Genomic DNA, 14281 nt, shown 5'->3' with positions numbered 1-14281 from the left:
AACGTAGGCGAAGTCATCAGGGATCTGGATAGACCTTCCGCGGACCCCCGTTAAACTTATGTCCGTCATAGCAAAGACTTATGTGTGTTTTAGGCACATCTCCTGCATACTTGTGAGTGACCGGGGTCACGACACCCGGATTTTTGGACAATGAAGTCAGAAAGGCTGGACATGACACAGCACCGTCGCTATTCAGGCCTGAAGGTCGGCGCCCTCGCCGTCCCCACCGTCGCAGCACTCATTCTTACCGGTTGCTCGGCCTCCACCGGCAGCAGCTCCTCTTCGGGTGGTTCCCAGGAATTTTCACTGTCCTTCGCGACATCCAACACCATCGAGAGCCCCTTCCAGGTGTTGGCAGAAAATTACATGAAGTCACACCCGAACGTGAAAATCACCTTCAATCCTCAGCCGAACGACTCCTATGACCAGACCCTGCGCACACAGCTCCAGGCCGGAAACGCCTCAGACGTCGTAGTGACCTCACCCGGCTCCGGCACCGGCCGCAGCATCCTGCCGCTCGTCCAGGCAGGTTTCCTTGAGCCGCTTGACGATGCCGCGAAGCAACTGCTCCCCGAGGGAAGCGCCAGCACGTTTGGAACCGACGGCAAGGTGTACGGCCAGGCCACGGAAATTACGATCTCTGCCTTGGTGAGTAATGAGACGGCTGCAGCTGCAGCCGGTGGCTTCCCTGCCGACTATTCCTCCCTCCAGCAGCAGTGCAAGGCTCTGGAGTCCTCCGGTAAATCCCTCTTTGCCCTTGCCGGATCAGCCCCTCCCAACACAGGGCTGATGGCGATGTCCCTGGCAGCCTCGCGCGTCTACGCGGAAGACCCGAAATGGAACGATAAGCGCGCTGCCAAGGAAGCCACCTTCGCCGGCTCGGACGGTTGGAAGTCGGCCCTCGAAGCAGTTAATACCTTGAAGGACGCGGGCTGCTTCCAGAAGGGTGCTGCCGGCGGCGGCTTCGATGCCATCACCAAGGGGCTTGCCAGCGGAACGTCCGTGAGCGGCTTCATCCCGGCCCCAAGCTGGAAGCAGCTGCAGTCCGCCGCTGGGGGCTCCCAGTTCGCCGTACGGCCGTTCCCGGCCGAACAGGGCTCAGGCAATAGCTACGTATTTGCCAGCGCAAACTACGCCTTCTCCATCAACGCGGCCTCCAAGAACAAGGACGCTGCCAAGGCCTTCCTCGACTGGGCCGCCCAGCCTGAGCAGACCAAGGCCTTCGCAGAAATCGACGGTGCCCTGCCGGTCAGCGGACTCGACAAGTACGATTTCGACGCCGGCGCCTACAAGAACGTCGGAGGCCTGATCAAGGACGGCAAGTACGGCCCCCTGCCCAACATCCAGTGGCCGAATTCCGCCGTCTACGACGCACTGGCCACGGGGGTCCAGGGCATCATCACCGGCCAGAAGAGCCCTGACCAGGTCCTGCAGGCCATGGACGCGGCCTGGGAACAGTAGAGTTCTTCACCATCAACGTTCCGACGACTCAAAGGGACAAGCAAGGAATACCAATGACTGCGACGATGCAACCGAAAAGCGAAGCAGCTGAAGCACCCCGGCGAGGCAAGCGGACGCCGGGGACGGGTGAGAACACCCGTCCCCGGCGGGGGCCCATGCAGTTCGGACACTGGTGGTGGGCGCTGCCCGGGATCGCCCTGGTGTTTGCCATCCACTACGTGGCAACCGGAATCGGCGGATTCTTCGCCTTTACCAACTGGACGGGCATCGGCTCGTTCAAAATCACGGGCTGGACAAACTTTGAGGCCATCTTCAAGGACCCCACGAAACTCGGAGCCCTCTCCAACACCCTCTTTCTGGCCTTTGGCTCGGTTCTCCTGGGCAACATCGCCGGGTTGGTCATTGCGCTGGGCCTGAACCGCGTCGTCAAGACGCGCTACATCCTCCGGACCCTCTTCTTCATGCCGGTGGTGCTCAGCCCGCTAGCCACGGCCTACATCTGGAAATACATCTTCGACTTCGACGGTCCGCTCAATGCCCTCCTTACGGCAATAGGCGCCGGCGACCAGGCCAAGCCGTGGCTGGCCGACCCGCAGTGGGCCATCTGGACCGTCCTGGTGGTGCTGGTCTGGTCTTCCACCGGCTTTGCCATGGTGATTTTTATGGCCGGCCTGGCCGGTGTCCCCGTGGAAGTGGAGGAGGCGGCGGCCATTGACGGCGCCAACCTGTGGCAGCGGTTCCGCAACGTTACCCTGCCCGCCATCCGCCCCGCCGTCGCCATCGCCACCACGCTGGGAATCGTCCAGGGGCTGCGCGTCTTCGATCCCATCATGGCGCTCACCGGCGGCGGACCGGCCGGAGCGACGGAAACGCTGGCCACGCTGGTTTACAAGCAGGCCTTTGCGCTCGGGAACTTCGGCGGCGGTGCCGCCCTGGCCCTGGTGCTCGCCGCCATCATCCTGATCTTCGCCGTTCTCCAGCAGCGGCTGACGCGTTCGAACCCTGAGGACTAAGCCATGTTCCGCTACACCAAACTCACCCTGCTCCGCGAAGTCGGCCTCTGGGCGCTGGCCCTGGTGTTCCTCGCGCCGTTCTACTTCCTGGTGACAACTGCCCTGAAGCCGGACAACGAGTTGTTCACCACCTCGGCCCTGGCTCCGCCAACAAGCCCCGACTTCAGCAACTTTATCGACGTCCTCACCGCCACCGGCAACTCCAACGTGGTGATGGGCCTGGTCAACAGCGCCATCATCACCGCAGGCAGCATCGTGGGGCTGATCGCACTCGGTTCCATCACCGGATATGTCATCTCCCGCAGCACCCGACGCTGGAGCAAGGGCGCGTATTACCTCTTCCTGATCGCCATCATCCTCCCCGGCCAGCTCGGCGCCGTCCCGCTCTACATGGGTGCACGGGCCCTTGGGCTCACCGGATCCGCTTGGGGCCTGATCATCCTCTACACGGGCATGCTCCTGCCGTTGTCGATCTTCCTCTACGCAAACTTCTTCCGCGGCCTCGGCACGGACTACGAAGAAGCGGCCACCATCGACGGCGCCAGCAAATCCCAGATTTTCTCCAAGGTGGTGTTCCCCATGATGGCCCCAGCCACGGGAACGGTCACCATCTTCGCCGGGCTCATCGTGTGGAACGACTTCTTCACGTCGCTGATCTTCCTGGGCGGCTCCGTCAACCAGACGCTGCCGGTGGCCATGTACTACTACATCGGCTCCCTGGTCTCCCAGTGGAACTCGATCTTCGCGATAGTGATCGTCTCCATGATTCCCATCCTGGCGCTGTTCCTGTTCGCGCAGAAACGGTTCATCCAGGGCTTCTCCGGCGGCTTGAAGGGCTGACCCGCGATGGTTGACAACCGCGCAGCGTTCGAGCGCTTCGTGGAGATCTTCTACACCCAAAAACGGGTGCGTGAAGCCTTCGACTTCCTTGTGGCCGACGACTACCGGCAGCACAACCCGACCATTCCTGACGGGCCTGAGGCGGCAGTAAGAATGCTGACGCCGAAGTTCGACGGATCGCCAGACTCCCGGTTCGAGGTTCAGCGCATCCTGGTGGACGGTGACCTGGCGTTGGTGCATGTACGCGCTTCAGGTCCCGGGCGTCCCGACGCCGCCGTCGCAGACATTTACCGCTTCGAAAACGGGCGGATTGTTGAGCACTGGGACGTGCTTCAGCCGGTTCCCGAGCACCCGGTCCACGACCACCCCATGTTTTAGACCACCATCTCAATTCCCTAGGAGACATCCATGTTTCAACTTTCGCCCAATATCGACCTTTTGTTCGCCGAAGCAGGCGAAAGTGCTGCCGACCGGGTTCGCGCGGCGGCAGCAGCCGGCTTCGACGCCGTCGAAATGTGGGGCCCAACGGGCAAAGACATCCCGGCCCTGAAGCACGCACTCGAGGAAACCGGAGTCCAGCTCACCTCCCAACTGGCGGAACCGCGTATGCAGTTCATGATCCCGCCCCGCAACCACGATGCTTTCTACACCGGGCTGGACGCCGGCGTCGAAGTGGCACAGCAGCTCGGCTGCCCCCGGATGGTAGTGGGCAGCGGTACCGGATTCGGCGGCCGCAAGCGGCAGGACCAGCTGGACGAACTGATCGAGATCTTCACCCGAGGCGTCGCGCACATCGAGGGTTCCGGCATCACCCTGGTCCTCGAACCGGTCAACGTCAGGGTTGACCACCCGGGAGCCCTCCTGGACCGGACCTCGGAAGCCGTCTATGTCGCCAAGGGCGTCAACTCGCCCAACTTCGGCGTTCTCTACGACCTCTACCACTCCACGGTCGAGGGCGAGGACGTGGCCGCCGAGCTCGCCAACGCCGGCGACCTCATCAAGTATGTTCAGATCGCCGATGCGCCGGGGCGCGGCGAACCCGGCTCGGGATCCATCGACTGGCACGCCCGGCTCACGGACCTGGGGAACAGCGGGTATGCCGGCCCCATCGGGCTCGAGTACTATCCGACGATCGACTCGGCGAAGTCCGTCCGGCGCATCCAGGAACTGGTGGCGGGATGGTGAGCGGTAACCGGTATCCCGTTGCGGTCGACGTCGCCATCGTCGGCAGCGGCCCCACGGCATCGGCATACGCGCGGATCCTCAGCGAGGAAGCTCCTGGTGCCACCATCGCCATGTTCGAGGTGGGCCCCACGGTCAGCAATCCACCCGGGGCGCACGTCAAGAACATTGAGGATCCTGAACGCCGCAGCCTCGCGCAGCGGGCATCGGAAGGTCCCGGTGCAGGTGCCGAAACCGTGAACTCACCCGGCGCGGTCAAAAGCGGGGAGCGAAGGGCCAGGCCCGGCACCTACCTGCTCCAGGATGGCTACGTCTTTCCCGGCGAGGACGGGATGCCCGTTGCCGCCATGTCCAGCAACGTGGGCGGCATGGCCGCCCACTGGACCGCTGCCTGCCCGCGCCCGGGCGGCAAAGAGCGCATTCCGTTCCTGCCGGACCTTGAAGAGCTTCTTGACGACGCCGACCGACTGCTGGGGGTGACCACCTCCGCCTTCGACGGGGCTCCGTTCTCTGACCTCGTCCGGGAACGACTCGCCGCCGCCGTGGACGCGGGCCGTGACACCGCCTACCGCGTCCAGCCCATGCCTCTTGCTGTACACCGGCGGGAGGACGGCGGCCTGGTCTGGTCAGGTTCCGACGTCGTGATGGGGGATGTGACCCGCGAAAATCCGCAGTTTGAACTCTTTGATGAGGCGCTGGTAACGCGTGTGCTCCTGGAGGATGGCGCTGCTGCCGGCATCGAAGTCCAGGACCGCCGCAGCGGCGAAACCCATCAGGTGGCCGCCCGCTACGTTGTGGTGGGTGCGGATGCCCTGCGCACGCCGCAGCTGCTGTGGGCTTCCGGGATCCGGCCTGACGCCCTGGGCCGCTACCTCAACGACCAGGCGCAGGTAGTGTTCGCGAGCCGGCTGCGCGATGTCACGGCTCCGCAGGGCCGGGCAGCCGTCAACGGCGCGCTCAGTGAGCAGAGCGGAGTTGCCTGGGTTCCCTACACGGACGGGGCGCCCTTCCACGGCCAGATCATGCAACTGGATGCGTCACCGGTTCCCTTGGCCGACGATGACCCCGTTGTCCCGGGCTCTATCGTGGGGCTTGGCCTGTTCTGCGCCAAGGATCTGCAGCGCGAGGACCGGGTGGCATTCGACGACGGTGTCCGCGACTCGTACGGAATGCCCGCCATGCGCATCCACTATCGCCTCACAGAGCGGGATCACGAGGTGCTGGACCGCGCCAAGCAGGAAATTGTCCGCCTGGGCAAGGCGGTGGGTGAACCGCTCGACGAGCGTCCGTTCGTCATGCCGCCCGGCGCATCGCTTCACTACCAGGGCACAACCAGGATGGGTGCAAGGGACGACGGCGAGAGCGTGTGTTCGCCCGACAGCCAGGTGTGGCAGGTCCCCGGCCTCTTCGTGGCTGGCAACGGCGTCATTCCCACCGCCACGGCATGCAATCCCACGCTGACCGCTGTGGCGCTCGCAGTGCGCGGCGCCCGGAAACTCACAGAAGAACTCAACAGCTCTTTACTTATGTCTGAATCAGACAATAGACTGACTAAATAATGAATAAGTGGTGCGATGCCGCTGCTATTTCGTTCCATCACAGGCAAGGCATGCCGCAGACAAGGAGGTCTCGATGATCGCCGACCGCATAATCGAGCAGGGAACACTGATCACCCAGGACGGCCGTACCGCCGTCGAAGTCCGCATCCCCTGGTACCGGGCCCTGCCGGGTTCCTGCATCGCTGGAGCTGCATTGACAGTGGACGGCGTCGCCGCCCCCGAGGGCTCACTGCGCTGGACCATGAACAACCGCACTTTCAGCTTCGAGGAACTCGTGGACGAGACCGGCGAATGGTGGTTCCCGCTGGACTCGGCAGTCCTTTCGGGTGACCTTCCCGTCCCGGACAGCCGGACCGAGCACGAGGTCAGGGTGGACCTGAAGCTCTACATCCCCTACATCATCACCGACCACGGCGTGCTGCACATTGAAGAGCACGACACCAAGACCATGAAGGTGGGACAGCGATGACCAGCCTCGGCACGCCGATCCAGGGCGTCACCCTTTACAGCTTCACCCGGGCCTTCCACGCCCGGCAGTATGACCTCGATGGCATGATCCGCAAAGTGGCGGCCGAAGGCTTCGGCCCAGGGCTTGAAGTCATCGGATTCTCCAGCCTGCGCGGCTTCCCGGACCGGATCGATGACAACTTCGTGGGCCAGTTCCGTGATCTTGTGGCCGAGGTTGACCTGGTCCCCACCTCCCTCGCAGTCAACGTTGACACCGGAATCCGCCGCGACCGGCTGATGAACCATGACGAGCTTGTCGAATACATGCGCAAGCAGATCGAAGTAGCGGCCAGGCTCGGCTTCCCGATCGCCCGGGTGCAGATCTCGCTGACTCCGGACGCCATGGAAAGCCTGCTGCCCGTGGCTGAGAAGTACGGCGTCACCCTGGCCCTCGAAGTCCACGCGGACCAGCACGGCGCCCACGAGCGTGTCCTGGCCCTTCGCGACCGCTACGAGAAACTCAATTCCCCCTTGCTCGGCTTCACCGCCGACTGGGGTGCCACCGTTACCGGTTTTGCGCCGTCCCTGCTGGAGGCCTACCGCCGCCGTGGTGCTTCGGAGGAACTTCTCGGACAGGTGGTTGACCTGTGGAATGGTTTCTACGTCGACGGACCGCCAAACACGCAAAAGGTTCACGGTGAACGCTTCGGTGCCTTCATCGGCCTGGCCGCCCGGAACGGCCGGCCCGATCTTGGCATTGACTTCGCCATCAACGGAACAGGGCTTTTCGGTCCTGCCCCGCTGGACACCTGGCTGGAGATCATGCCTTGGGTCCGCCACGTGCACGGCAAGTTCTTCGGCATCGACGAGACCGGCGAAGAGCCCTCGGTGCCGGTTCGGAGCCTTGTCCGGCAACTGGTTGAGCACGGCTACTCCGGCGCAATCTCCAGCGAATACGAAGGCTGGCACTGGAACAACTGGCAGGACCCGTTCGACATTATCCGCGGCGAGCAGGCAGTCCAGCGCTCAGCGGCCGCCAACGCCGGTTCGGCCATGATCACCGACCCTTCAGAAGCCCGCCGCATCCTCAATAGCCATCTCGCCCAGCCCGTCCGCGGCTGACAACGAAGGAACCAGAAATTATGTCAGAAGGCATCGCAGGCTCGGGCATCGAGCTTGGCATTACCCTCTATTCGCTCACCTCCGAGTTCGCCGCCGGGCTCTACACCCCTGAGACGCTGATCAAAGCTGTTGCAGATGAAGGCCTCGGCCCGGGGGTTGAGTTCAACATCGCCCAGATGCTGCGCACCTACCCGGACGTCGACGACGACTTCGTCCGCCTGTGGCGCGACAGCATGGACCGCTACGGCCTGACCCCCAGCGCAGTGGGCACCAACCTGGACATGGGCCGCCGCAAGGACCGGGACATGACACCCGATGAGGAGTACGACTTCTTCGCCGCGCAGCTGCACACGGCCAACAAGCTTGGTTTCCACCGCGTGGTGATCCGCTCCGCGGGCAAGGAATTGCTCCGCCGGCTGCTTCCCCTGGCCGAGAAATACGACCAGAAGCTCGGCTACGAAATTCACGCGCCGCAGGGGCCGAACGATCCCAAGATCCTGCAGATCCGCGAGATGTACGAGGAACTGGGAAGCGACCGGCTCGGTTTCACCGCAGACTTCAGCTCGACGATGCACAGCCTTTCCCCGACCCTCTTCCGCACGTTGACGCAAATGGGGCTGCCCGAGGAGCACTTTGCCGTCATGCAGGACATCTGGCGCAAGCCGTTGCCGATGCAGGAACGCAACCAGGAGTTCGAGGACTACCTGAACGCCAACAACTTCGACCCCGCGCGCCTTGGTCCCTTCACCCGGCTGGCGTTCAACATGCACGGACTGGTTCCGCCGGAGGAATGGCTGGATATCATGCCGCAGATCTTCCATGTCCACGCGAAGTTCTACGACATCGACGAACACGGCAATGAACCCGCGATGGACATTCCCCGCATTGTGCGCCAGTTCGTCAAGGGCGGCTACCAGGGCTACCTGTCCAGCGAGTGGGAGGGCCACGCGTTCGCCGACCTGGGCGAATCCGATCCGATCGACCTCGTCAAGAAGCAGCACACGCTGATGCGGCATGCCATCGAAGAAGCCGCTGATCCAAATGCATCCGACTCCCACGCGACCCTGGTCGAGACTGTTAAGTAAGGAAAGCCATGGCAACTCACAATTCCCTGTTCCAGGACACCGACGTCCGCAGGCACCCCGAGGGGATTGCCGTATCGGTGCAGCTGCCCTGGTACCGCAGCCTCTGGCTGTCCGCCGTTGACGACGTCGTTGCAACGGTCAATGGCGTGGAGATTCCCAAGGAGTCCCTCCGCTTCGAATTGCAGGACAAGTCCTACTCCATAGCTGAACTCCCGGAGCAATGGGAAACCCTGTGGTTCGTCGCAGACAAGCCCGACGTGATCATCCCGCTGGACCGCGTCCCCGACGCCGGCGAGGAGATCGACGTCGAGGTCATCCTCACCCTGCGCCTGTTGTATATGCAGATCGCGCCGATGCGCTACGTGGGCAACCGCGTCGCGGTTGAACGGACGGTGGTGCTCGCATGAAAACCCTGCGCGTGGCCATGATCGGTTATGGCTTCATGGGTGCTGCCCACTCCCAAGGCTGGCGGACGGCGCCGCGGGTATTCGGCCTGCCTGCCGAGCCGGAAATGGCGGTTATCGTCGGCCGTAACGCTGAAGCGGTCGCCGCCGCTGCCAGCAAGTGGGGCTGGGCCGAGTCAGCAACAGACTGGCGGGACGTGATCGCCCGTGACGATATCGACGTCGTCGATATCGTCACCCCCGGCGACTCCCACGCCGAAATCGCGATCGCCGCGCTGGAGGCCGGTAAGCACGTTTTGTGCGAAAAACCACTCGCCAACTCGGTGGCGGAAGCCGAAGCGATGGCCGAAGCTGCCGAACGGGCGGCTGCCCGGGGCATCCAGGCAATGGTCGGTTTCACCTACCGCCGCGTTCCGGCCGTCACCTTCCTCCGCAACCTCATCGCCGAAGGCGCCGTGGGCACGATCAACCAGGTGCGTGCCTCCTACCGGCAGGACTGGCTGGTGGACCCGGAGATGCCGCTGGCGTGGCGCCTGCAGAAGGAACACGCCGGCTCGGGGGCCCTGGGGGATATCGGTGCCCACGCCATCGACCTGGCCCAGTTCGTCACCGGCTTGAACCTGGCGAAGGTGTCCGGCGTTATCGACACCATCGTGAAGGAGCGGCCTCTTTTGAAGGGCTCCACTTCAGGCTCCGGACCTTCCGATACCGGGCTTTCCGGCGCTGCCGGCGTCGGCTCCGGCCAGGTGACGGTGGACGATATCGCCATCTTCACGGGCCGCTTCGAATCCGGCGCGCTGGCGTCGTTCGAGGCCACCCGGTTTGCCACCGGCCGGAAGAACGCGCTGCAGATTGAGGTTTCCGGGGACAAGGGCGCCCTGGCCTTCGACCTGGAGGACCTCAACAGCGTCCAGTTCTACGACCGCACGGCCCCTGCGGACCGCCAGGGCTTCCGGAAGATCCTGGTCACGGAAGCGGAGCATCCCTACGTTTCGGCGTGGTGGCCGGCAGGGCACATGCTCGGTTACGAGCACGGGTTCTCCCACCAGGTCAAGGACCTCGTGGAAGGCATCGTGGGCGGCGCCGTCCCGCATTCGTCGTTCGCCGACGGGCTGAGGGTGCAGCGGGTGCTCGACGCTGTCGAGCGCAGTTCCGAAAACGATTCCGCCTGGACACGGGTCGCTGCCGGCGTTCCCGTGCCGGCCAGTTGAGGAGGGGAAGTATTTGGCACGACCAATTACCTTGTTCACCGGCCAGTGGGCCGACCTGCCGTTCGAGGAGGTGGCCCGGCTCGCCGGCGAGTGGGGCTACGACGGGCTGGAGATCGCCTGCTGGGGTGACCACCTGGATCCCTGGCGCTGGGACGACGACGCCTATGTGCAGGGCAAGCTGGACATTCTTGAACGCCACGGCCTCAAAGTGTGGACCATCTCCAACCACCTCAAGGGCCAGGCCGTCTGCGACGACCCGATCGACGAACGGCACCGCGGCATCCTGCCGGACGTCGTATGGGGCGACGGCGATCCTGAAGGGGTCCGCCGTCGTGCTGCCGAGGAACTGAAGAACACTGCACGGCTCGCCGCAAAGCTGGGCGTGAAAACGGTGACCGGCTTTACGGGATCGTCCATCTGGAAGTACGTGGCGATGTTCCCGCCCGCCTCCGAAAAGATGGTCGACGCCGGCTACCAGGATTTTGCCGACCGGTGGAACCCCATCCTCGATGTCTTTGACGAGGTGGGCGTCCGGTTCGCCCATGAGGTGCACCCGTCAGAGATCGCCTACGACTACTGGACAACGCAGCGCGCCCTCGAGGCGATCGGGCACCGCGAGGCCTTTGGCCTGAACTGGGACCCGAGCCACATGGTGTGGCAGGACATCGACCCTGTGGGGTTCCTGTGGGACTTCAAGGACCGGATCTACCATGTGCACTGCAAGGACACGAAGAAGCGCCTGTCCAACGGGCGCAACGGCCGGCTCTCCTCCCACTTGCCCTGGGCTGATCCGCGACGCGGCTGGGACTTCATCTCCACCGGCCACGGCGACGTGCCGTGGGAGGATGCGTTCCGGATGCTGAACGCCATCGACTACCGCGGGCCGCTGTCCGTGGAGTGGGAGGACGCCGGAATGGACCGGCTGGATGGCGCCCCCGAGGCGCTGGCTTTCGTGCGCCGGCTCTCCGGCTATGAACCCTCCGCCGCAGCTTTCGACGCCGCATTCAGCACGAAATAATTCGCAGACAAGTGAGGCCGGCCCCGCGGGGCCGGCCTCTCCTGTGCCATGAGCTTCTTGTCTCCGGTCAGCTTTTTATATCGGTCAGAGGGCAGCCCGGGCCGCTAGTGCCGGCTCCACCGCTGCTGGCTCCGCGAGGGCTGCCCCCGCCAGGGCCAGGTGACTCCGCGTCATCTCCGTTGGGTCGTCCTGCAGCCACTCGTGGCCGCCCCATTCGCTGGTCAGCGTGCCCGTGAAGCCGGTCCCGCGCAGCAGGCTGCCGAGGTCATGCAGCGGCTGGGAAACCCGGCCGCCGTCGTCGTCCAGATCCCAGAACTTCAGATGGAAGGCGCCCACCAGGGGGAGGATGCCCTGCAGGTCTGCGGCGTCACTGCGGCCGAAGCGGATGAGCAGGTTCATGAAGACCGTGTGGATGCGCGGCGGAACCTTCCCTGCGCGGAGCAGGGCGGTAACGGCATCGTGGGTGGCGGGATCGCGCCAGTCGTTCTCCAGGCGCGCCAGAAGATCGGAAGGTACGCCGCCCCGCCGCAACTCATGAAGGTACGTGACGGGAAGGGCCGGCATGAGCATGCTGATGTCGACGAGTACCCGCACGCGCTCATCTGCCAGTCCGGCTATCGCATCCAGTGCTGGTGCCACCGAAGGGTTGTTTGGAGTCTGCTGCCCTTGGATTTCTTCGTACAGCACCAGATCGAGTTCATGCAGCAGCGGCTGCAGCAGCGTGAGCAGTTCCGTGCCCGCCTGTCCGATCGGTAACCGGATCCCGCGGGCACCCACTCGGCTGGCGGCGCTGAGCTGGGGGACCAGGAAGTCCAAACGCTCCTGCAACGAGCGGCGGTCGGTTGGGGACGTGAAGTCGTCGAGGCTGGCGCCAACGATGCTGACGCGTCCCCCTCTTGCCGCCAGCGAATCCCGCAGTTCGTCTACCTCGGCGTCCTGCGGAGCGGGGAAGGACCGCCACAGCAGCCCAGGTTCGAGCTCTATTGTCTTCGTCACGGACTCCGCGATGCCAATCACAACGTCCGCGGCTGTCCGCCGGGCTGCCGTGATCTCCGGAGTCCAGTTGAACGAGCTGGCGCAGAGGGTCCAGTTCTCAGGAAGTGCGGAGGCCATGTGATGCCTTCCCATTTATGTTTGTTAATGACAAACTTATGTCATTTTTAGGATAAAGGACGAAAGTCATGTTGCAAACCGCTTTGCGCGAAGATGCGCTGACGGCCACGCCGGAAGGCTTTGAACTCCGGCTCGGCCTGTCATGGATCCGCTCAATGCCCCTTTCCAGCGTGGCTGAGCTCGCAGTTGAGGTCGACGGCGTCCCGGTGGCACCACGGGAGTTGGTGGTGGTGCTGGGGGCCCGACGCGTGGGTGCGGACGCATTGCAGGCGGAGTCCGGGTGGTGGTTCGTGCAGGACAGGCTGGTCCTGGCCGGCAGGCGCGAGCTTTCCCTCGGGGTGCACGCCATCGCCGTCGACTTCCAGCTGCTGGTGCCCTACCTTCAGGCGCGTCCCGGTTCGCCGCTGGTCCTGCCGTTCCATCTGGAGGCCCAGCTGGAGCTTGACCGGGCGCCGGTACTCAGCGTTTCCCGCGACGTGGCCTGAGCGGCTATGCCCAGTCCACGCAGTGGACCCTATGCGGGAACGGCGTGCCGTTCCGGTGAGGGCCTGCCGTCAGCAAACCAGCGCGGGAAGGTGACATCGAACAGCTGCTCGCGCGCCAGCTCGGCTCCTCCGCGCAGGGGTTCGCGTTCATCGTTGACGGACAAGGTGATGGTGAGGTCGCGGGTGGCGAGCGGCAGGGACAGTTCGTAGACCCGCTGGCGCACTTCGGCCAGGAATACTTCGCCGGCCGATCCCATGGCCCCGCCGATGACGATGATTCCGGGGTTGAACATGTTCACCAGGGCTGCAATGGTCTCACCCGCTACCCGGGCCGACTTTTGAATCAGTGTGATGGCCAGCGGGTCCCCGGCCTGGGCCGCGAGGGTGATCTCCTCGAGGGTCAGTGTCCCCTTTTTTGCCAGCGGAGCCAGGGAGCTGTGGGTGCCTTCCCTGACAGCCTCTTCCGCGTCCCTGACCAGGGCCCAGCCGCTGGCCACCGCTTCGAGACAGCCGATCTTGCCGCAGCGGCATTGGGCATGGGAGTCGGAAACCCGGACATGGCCGATGTCGCCGGCCGCGCCGTTGGCGCCGCGGTGGATCCTGCCCTGGGACAGCAGGCCGGCACCGATGCCGGAACCGATCTTGCAATAGATGAGGTTCGCGAGGGATTCGCGACGCCGGGCGCGCTCACCAAGGGCAAGCAAGTTGACGTCGTTATCCACCCACACCGGTGCGTTAAAGCGGTCCTCGAAGGGTGTGCGGACATCGAATCCATTCCACCCGGGCATGATCGGAGGTGCCACCGGTTGTCCCGTGGCGAAGTCAACCGGGCCGGGGAGGCCCACCACCACACCCCAGACGGGCACTTGGTGATCCTTTTTCAGCACGTCGTCAACGAGGGCCATCACGGCGTCAATGGTTTTCTCGGGGCCCTGGGCGATATCCCAGGTGCGGTGCGTGTGTGCCAGGATGTCGCCGTCCAGGGCAGTGACGCCAACCCTTATATGAGCGGCTCCGAGGGCACATATGACGATCCGGCCCTGCTCCGCGCGGAAGCGAAGGGTCCGGGGTGCGCGGCCACCGGAGGAGGCGCCGAATTCTCCATCCCCGAGAAAGCCGATTTCAATGGCCTGGTCCACACGCTGGCTGACAACGCCCCTGCCCAGCCCGGTGACCTTGCCGATTTCAGGGCGCGTTGTTGCCTCGCCCGTTCGCACCAGGTTGACGATCCTCAGCAGGCTCGTCACTTCATCCGTTTGTGCTCCAAAGCGGAGTGTGGACTCTGTCGTCATGATCACAATTCTCACACATAAGAGGGGACTAAGGTGGGGTTGAACGCGA

The 14281-nt window shown here is 64.1% G+C and carries 15 protein-coding genes; 13 read left to right on the top strand and 2 right to left on the bottom strand.

The window, feature by feature from the left end; genetic code table 11:
* The first annotated feature begins 171 nt into the window (after window positions 1-171).
* The 12 genes from AC1DFR_RS12355 to AC1DFR_RS12300 all read left to right on the top strand — a co-directional run bounded on the left by AC1DFR_RS12355 (window position 172) and on the right by AC1DFR_RS12300 (window position 11342).
* Window positions 172-1461, top strand: a complete 1290-nt coding sequence (locus AC1DFR_RS12355) for an ABC transporter substrate-binding protein (RefSeq protein ID WP_476873461.1) — start codon at window positions 172-174, stop codon at window positions 1459-1461.
* 53 nt (window positions 1462-1514) lie between these two features.
* On the top strand, window positions 1515-2474 hold the full coding sequence (locus AC1DFR_RS12350; RefSeq protein WP_476873460.1) for a carbohydrate ABC transporter permease: 960 nt from the start codon (window positions 1515-1517) through the stop codon (window positions 2472-2474).
* A 3-nt stretch (window positions 2475-2477) separates the two neighbouring features.
* Complete coding sequence (locus AC1DFR_RS12345) at window positions 2478-3314, top strand: carbohydrate ABC transporter permease (RefSeq protein ID WP_476873459.1); 837 nt, start codon at window positions 2478-2480, stop codon at window positions 3312-3314.
* Window positions 3315-3320: 6 nt separating this feature from the next.
* Complete coding sequence (locus AC1DFR_RS12340) at window positions 3321-3692, top strand: nuclear transport factor 2 family protein (RefSeq protein WP_476849724.1); 372 nt, start codon at window positions 3321-3323, stop codon at window positions 3690-3692.
* A gap of 30 nt (window positions 3693-3722) precedes the next feature.
* Window positions 3723-4499: a TIM barrel protein gene (locus AC1DFR_RS12335; protein ID WP_028275819.1), complete on the top strand. Its 777-nt coding sequence runs from the start codon at window positions 3723-3725 to the stop codon at window positions 4497-4499.
* Window positions 4493-6055 (top strand): GMC oxidoreductase, encoded by a 1563-nt coding sequence (locus AC1DFR_RS12330; RefSeq protein WP_476873458.1) that lies wholly within the window; start codon window positions 4493-4495, stop codon window positions 6053-6055. The genes AC1DFR_RS12335 and AC1DFR_RS12330 overlap by 7 nt, the downstream gene beginning before the upstream one ends.
* Window positions 6056-6128: 73 nt before the next feature.
* Window positions 6129-6524: a C-glycoside deglycosidase beta subunit domain-containing protein gene (locus tag AC1DFR_RS12325; protein ID WP_476859983.1), complete on the top strand. Its 396-nt coding sequence runs from the start codon at window positions 6129-6131 to the stop codon at window positions 6522-6524.
* Window positions 6521-7624, top strand: a complete 1104-nt coding sequence (locus AC1DFR_RS12320) for a sugar phosphate isomerase/epimerase family protein (protein ID WP_476873457.1) — start codon at window positions 6521-6523, stop codon at window positions 7622-7624. The genes AC1DFR_RS12325 and AC1DFR_RS12320 overlap by 4 nt, the downstream gene beginning before the upstream one ends.
* 20 nt (window positions 7625-7644) lie before the next feature.
* Window positions 7645-8709 carry a sugar phosphate isomerase/epimerase family protein gene (locus tag AC1DFR_RS12315; RefSeq protein ID WP_476849720.1) on the top strand — a complete coding sequence of 355 codons (1065 nt, stop codon included), beginning with the start codon at window positions 7645-7647 and terminating at the stop codon, window positions 8707-8709.
* Window positions 8710-8717: 8 nt separating this feature from the next.
* A complete protein-coding gene (locus AC1DFR_RS12310; protein ID WP_223913478.1) occupies window positions 8718-9116 on the top strand; it encodes a C-glycoside deglycosidase beta subunit domain-containing protein in 399 nt (132 codons plus the stop codon).
* Window positions 9113-10324 carry a Gfo/Idh/MocA family protein gene (locus AC1DFR_RS12305; protein ID WP_476849719.1) on the top strand — a complete coding sequence of 404 codons (1212 nt, stop codon included), beginning with the start codon at window positions 9113-9115 and terminating at the stop codon, window positions 10322-10324. Before AC1DFR_RS12310 ends, AC1DFR_RS12305 begins: the two co-directional genes overlap by 4 nt.
* A 13-nt stretch (window positions 10325-10337) precedes the next feature.
* Entirely contained in the window at window positions 10338-11342 is a 1005-nt protein-coding gene (locus tag AC1DFR_RS12300) for a sugar phosphate isomerase/epimerase family protein (RefSeq protein ID WP_028275812.1), read from the top strand.
* An 84-nt stretch (window positions 11343-11426) separates the two neighbouring features.
* Here AC1DFR_RS12300 and AC1DFR_RS12295 read toward each other — a convergent pair whose 3' ends face one another.
* Entirely contained in the window at window positions 11427-12455 is a 1029-nt protein-coding gene (locus AC1DFR_RS12295) for a restriction endonuclease subunit R (RefSeq protein WP_476873456.1), read from the bottom strand.
* Window positions 12456-12523: 68 nt separating this feature from the next.
* Between AC1DFR_RS12295 and AC1DFR_RS12290 the strand changes: the two genes are divergently transcribed.
* Window positions 12524-12940, top strand: coding sequence for a C-glycoside deglycosidase beta subunit domain-containing protein (locus AC1DFR_RS12290; protein WP_476873455.1), 417 nt, complete (start codon window positions 12524-12526; stop codon window positions 12938-12940).
* 29 nt (window positions 12941-12969) lie between these two features.
* On the opposite strand, the gene AC1DFR_RS12285 is transcribed toward AC1DFR_RS12290, so the two are convergent.
* Window positions 12970-14232, bottom strand: coding sequence for an ROK family protein (locus tag AC1DFR_RS12285; RefSeq protein ID WP_476849715.1), 1263 nt, complete (start codon window positions 14230-14232; stop codon window positions 12970-12972).
* Between the last annotated feature and the right edge of the window lie 49 nt (window positions 14233-14281).

The organism is Arthrobacter sp. 05T410, from assembly GCF_056396505.1.
The sequence above is the reverse complement of the archived record's forward strand: the minus strand, read 5'-3'. Positions and strand labels throughout refer to the sequence as shown.